This window comes from Bradyrhizobium sp. P2_E8, from assembly GCF_056403875.1.
Genome location: NZ_JBFUES010000585.1, coordinates 1 through 4,787 on the forward strand (window position 1 = coordinate 1; position 4,787 = coordinate 4,787).

Below are 4,787 nucleotides of genomic sequence, written 5' to 3' on the forward strand. Positions count from 1 at the left end.
GCGGAGGGAAGCAGGAGCCCCTCGACGGCCCCCCAGAAATCAGTCTGGAAATCAATGCTGCTGAAAAGCTGCACCGACGGCAGATACAGCGAGAAGAACAGGACGGCGGTGACGCTGGCCACGAAGGTGGGTACCGCCATCCCGGCCAGCGAGACGATCCGCAGCGCGGCGTCCGAGCTTCGCCCCCGTCGCGCGGCGGCGAGTACGCCGGCGGGAAGACCGATCACGACAGAGATGACCAGCGACATCAGCGTCAGCGCCAGGGTCACCGGCAGATGCGCCAGAATCTCGTCCGCGACCGGCACGTTATGCACCAGCGATTTGCCAAGATTGCCGTGCACCACCCCGTCGATCCAGGTGAAATATTGCACGGCCAGGGGCTGGTCGAGGTTGAGGCTGCGGCGGATGTTCCGCGCCTCTTCGGAATCCGAGGCAATCTCGCCCCCGGCGATGACGCTCACGACATCGCCAGGAATGAGATGGACGAGCGAGAAGCTGACCACCGACATCCCGATCAGGACGGGCACCAGCAAAGCCAGGCGGCGCAGAAAATGGGCGAACATCATGGGACTCTCGATCGCATGCCGGAGGCGAGCCAGGCCTGACGCAGCAACACGCGCTGTGCGCAGGGAGTTGTGTGGTAGCCGTGCAGCTTCTCGCTCCAAATCTCGAACTGCAGCGGGATCGCGGCGGGGAACAGCGCATAGGCCTGATCGGCGATGCGGTGCTGCATCTCACGGTAGATCGCGACCCGCTTGGCGACATCGGTGGTCGCCCGTCCCTCGGTGAAGAGTGCGTCGATCTCCGGATCCTTGGTCTTGCCGGGGTTGACGCTCGACGCGGAGGCGAACCGGATCCTCAGATTCGACTCCGCGTCGGGTGCCGGTGCCAGGTCGGCCATGCTGATCGGGCTCAGCGTGCCCTGGAAATCCTTGACCAGGCTGCCCCAGTCTTTCTGCTCGATCTTGATGCGGATGCCGATCCGCGCCACCTGCTGCTGCACGATCTGTGCGACCGCCACGTCGCTGGAGGTCTGCGGAGAGACCGCGAAGACGGTGTCGAACCCGCTCGCATGGCCGGCCTCTGCCATCAGTGCCTTGGCCTGCGTCAGATCCGGGGTCTGGTAGGGCAGTGCCAGAACCTCGGCGCTTGGGACCGCATAGGGCGCCTGCGCCGGCGGGATCGCCGCCGAAAGTACGGCCCGCCCGCGCCAGACGATATCGGCGATCTGCTGGCGGTCGATCGCCAGACTGAAGGCGCGGCGGACCCGGACATCGTTGAAGGGCGGCACCCGCTGGTCGAGCTCCATCAGCAGCACAGCATTGTTGTCCTGCTGCTTGGGCGTGACGAACCCTCTGGTTTTTGCCAGCTGGTCGACCACTTCCGGCGTGTTGAGCCAAGTCAGCGCCGCCGATCCGCTGCGCAGGGAGGCCACCCGGCTGCCTTCATCCGGAATGATGCGGTACTCCAGCCCGTCCAGGTAGGGCAGGCCGGGTTCGTAGTAGTCCTCGTTGCGCGACAGCTTCAGCACCGAATTGGAGACGAAGCTCCCGAACTTGAACGGGCCGGTCCCGGCCCCGCCGGAGATCAGGTCGCCACGCTGGGTCACGTCGGCCTGCGAGACGATGGCCGAATATTTCACCGTCGCCAGGTAGTTCAGCAGGGGCGAGAAGGGCGCGGACAAATGGAAGATGACGCTGCGCGCGTCCGGAGTTTCGACCGACTGGATGGCGGCAAAGAGCGACTTCCACGGCGACGCGGTGTCCGGGTTTGCGATCCGGTCAAAGGTGAACTTCACATCCGCGCTGGTCAGCGTCTGACCGTTGTGGAATTTCACACCGTCACGCAGCGTGAAGCGGTAGGTCAGATCGTCGACCATCTCGTAGGAGGCGGCCAGGTCCGGTTCGACCTTGGTGCCGCTGTCATCCCAGCGCAGCAGACAGCCGTAGATCTGTTCGGTGATGTTGGTCGTCGCGAACGCCGCCGATTTGTGCGGGTCGAGGCTTGGAGGATTGGCATCCTGGGCGATCACCAGGATCCCGCCGCGAACCGGATTGCCGGTCGACTGGGCGCGCGCCGGCCTCGACACTACCGTCCCGGAGAATGCCAGCAGCGAGGTTCCGCCGCGCAGGAATGTGCGCCTATTCACGTTCAACATCGTCGTTCCCGTTGCCAAATGTCACAATTCGATCGCGCTCCGGCGAACCGCCGCCGCCTTTCAGGCATCCGTCTATTGGAGCGAGATCGACCCCATGCAACAATGGCCGCCGACGCAAATAACTATAACCGAAAGGCTATAGAGTGGAGTTGCAGCAGCTGCGGTACTTCCTGGTGGTGGCGAACCATCTGAATCTTTCTCAAGCCGCTGAAACATTGTGCATTTCTCAACCCGCCCTGTCCAAAATGATGGCACGGCTGCAGCAGCAGCTGAGCGTTCAGCTCTATGTCCGGAAAGGCCGTGGAATAGCCCTGACGGATGCGGGCATCGCGCTGAGAAGTCGCGCGGAATCGATCATCTATCGGATGGATGAAGCCGAACAGCTGATGACCGACATGCGGGCCGGCCTTTCCGGTCACGTCCGTATCGGCGCGGGCCCGTCGTTCCTGACACAGATCCTTCCCGAGGCGATTGCCGAGCTGGCCGAGAAGCAGCCCAATGTCCGCTACACCATCCGCGAGGGCACCACGGACGAACTCTACGAATGGATCAAGACGCGTGAGATCGACTGTGCCCTCCTGGGCTGGGTCAAGTCGGACCATACCCGGGCCAGCCTGGATTCCGCGCTGGCCTACAACCGTTTGCTGGTCGACGACCTGGTCATCGTCACCCGCAGTGACCACCCGCTCCAGCTTCGACCGCCGCAATCCTTCAAAGAACTCGCCCAATACAGGTGGTTGCTCCCGCGGATGAGTACCAATCTGCAGGACGAGTTGAACCACGTGTACGTGAGCAAGGGTGAAGAGTTACCTGCGGCTCATATCCTGACGAGCTCGCTTTTCATAACCTTCGCGTTTCTGCGCCGAACCAACCTCGTGACCATTCTTGCGCGCAGTGCGCTGTCAGGGATCGACACGGCGGGGATTGTCCCGCTTGAACAGCCCTGGCTCCGGCTGGAGCGCGAGGCCTGTCTGGTGACCTTGAAGGGCATGCAGCTCCCGGCCGCGGCGAGCGCCGTGATGGAAAAGGTCCGCAACAGGCTCGTGACAAGGCAGGTCAGTGGCAAGGAMACTGTTCTGGAAACCTCTGAGGGTAACCATCCGCCGCGGGCCGCAGTCCAATGAACTGTGATGAACGCTTGGGATAATTTTAGAGTTTAATGGTGTCATGTCCGCCCGAGGCGGATTTTGTTGCAAAAGCTTCGCAGTGAACCAATTAGCAGACCTATTTGACTCGTCGGGCAAATCAGGAGCTTTTCGGTACGATCGCGCGCTGGTTCTACTAGCTCTGCTGTCATTCCCCGCCACCTGGTCTCGCCTTCGGCGAGCCCGATAACGGGCTCCGGCGGGGAATCCAGTACGCCGCGGCGCCTCTTCATCGTCTCTGGAATACTGGATCAACCCCTCCAGTGCGCAATTGCGCACAAGGCGGGTGATGACACCGTGTGGTACGGCGACACCGGTTAGTGTTGCGCGTGCTTGCCTCGTTTCACCGCCGTCTTCGCACCATCCCCCACATCCACCCCAGCATTCCGCAGCAGCACCTTCGCCGCTTCCTTCGCGGCGCGCGCCATCGCGGGGTCGTCGCGCACGAGGTCCTGGGCGATGGAGCCGTCGACGAGCAGCACGAGCTGGGTGGCGAGTGCATCAGCCTCCGTGACGCCGAGCTCGTTGAGCCGCTCGCGAAACCAGACGCGGCGGCTTTCCTTGAAGGCGATTGCGATCTTCTTCACGGCGCGGTCCGCCGGGCCGAGCTCAGCGACCGCATTCACGAACGGGCAGCCGCGAAAATCCTTGGCCGCAAAGCGCCGCTCCAGCGAATCGAAGGTGGCGAGGATCTGCTCGGCCGGCCGCTTGTCGGACGGACGCGGCTGCACGAACCGGCGCTCGAGGTAAGCCGCGATCAGCGCGTCCTTGGAGGGGAAGTGGTTGTAGAGCGTGCGCTTGGAGATGCCGATCTCGGCCGCGATGGTGTCGACGCCGATGGCGCGAATGCCTTGCAGATAGAACAGCTTGTCGGCGGTCTCGAGGATCCGCTCTTTCATCGTCTGTTTGGTCGGCGGGGGAGCCATGCAACGGCGCGCGTCCTGTTCGCTTGACAGCCTGGACCTTTCATAGCCTAAGTACACAGGTCTGTGTAACCAAAATCAACTGATATTGCAGACGCCGGTGCGCGCGCCGCGCCGACGAGGGAGAAGAACATGCCCCTGTTGCAGGTCCTGCGTCCGACATTGCCCATCCTGATCGGCGCCTCGATCATGCTGACGCTGAGCATGGGGCTGCGGCAGAGCCTCGGGATCTTCATGCAGCCTTTGACACATGACATCCACATTTCGATCTCGGATTTCACGCTGGCGCTGGCCGTGCAGAACCTCGCCTGGGGCTTCCTCCAGCCGCTCGCCGGCGCGATGACGGTGCGCTACGGCTTCCGCCCGATCATGATCGTGGGCGCGCTGATGTACATCGTGGGCCTGATCCTGATGGCGACCGCGAACGGGCTCGTCAGCATCATGATTGGCGCCGGCGTGCTGATCGGGACGTCGCTGGCCTGCACGGCGGCGGCGATCGCGATGTCGGTGGCGGCGCGCGCGGTGCCCGAGACGGTGCGCTCCACCGTGCTCGGCATCGTC

Annotated in this window: 5 protein-coding genes; 2 read left to right on the forward strand and 3 right to left on the reverse strand. The window is 63.2% G+C overall.

The features are described from left to right. Together AC1D00_RS27100 and AC1D00_RS27105 are read right to left on the reverse strand one after the other, a co-directional pair. On the reverse strand, nucleotides 1–566 hold a 566-nt coding region (locus AC1D00_RS27100), incomplete at its 3' end, for an ABC transporter permease (protein WP_477012769.1). After that, entirely contained in the window at nucleotides 563–2,176 is a 1,614-nt protein-coding gene (locus AC1D00_RS27105; RefSeq protein ID WP_477012770.1) for an ABC transporter substrate-binding protein, read from the reverse strand. The genes AC1D00_RS27100 and AC1D00_RS27105, both read right to left, overlap by 4 nt. Nucleotides 2,177–2,301: 125 nt before the next feature. Here AC1D00_RS27105 and AC1D00_RS27110 point away from each other — a divergent pair, with 125 nt between their 5' ends. Beyond that, on the forward strand, nucleotides 2,302–3,282 hold the full coding sequence (locus AC1D00_RS27110) for a LysR family transcriptional regulator (protein WP_477012771.1): 981 nt from the start codon (nucleotides 2,302–2,304) through the stop codon (nucleotides 3,280–3,282). Between the two features lie 338 nt (nucleotides 3,283–3,620). On the opposite strand, the gene AC1D00_RS27115 is transcribed toward AC1D00_RS27110, so the two are convergent. Further along, nucleotides 3,621–4,229 carry a TetR/AcrR family transcriptional regulator gene (locus tag AC1D00_RS27115; RefSeq protein WP_477012772.1) on the reverse strand — a complete coding sequence of 203 codons (609 nt, stop codon included), beginning with the start codon at nucleotides 4,227–4,229 and terminating at the stop codon, nucleotides 3,621–3,623. Nucleotides 4,230–4,358: 129 nt separating this feature from the next. Between AC1D00_RS27115 and AC1D00_RS27120 the strand changes: the two genes are divergently transcribed. Beyond that, nucleotides 4,359–4,787, forward strand: a 429-nt coding sequence (locus AC1D00_RS27120) for an MFS transporter (protein ID WP_477012773.1), incomplete at its 3' end; no start/stop codon positions are given.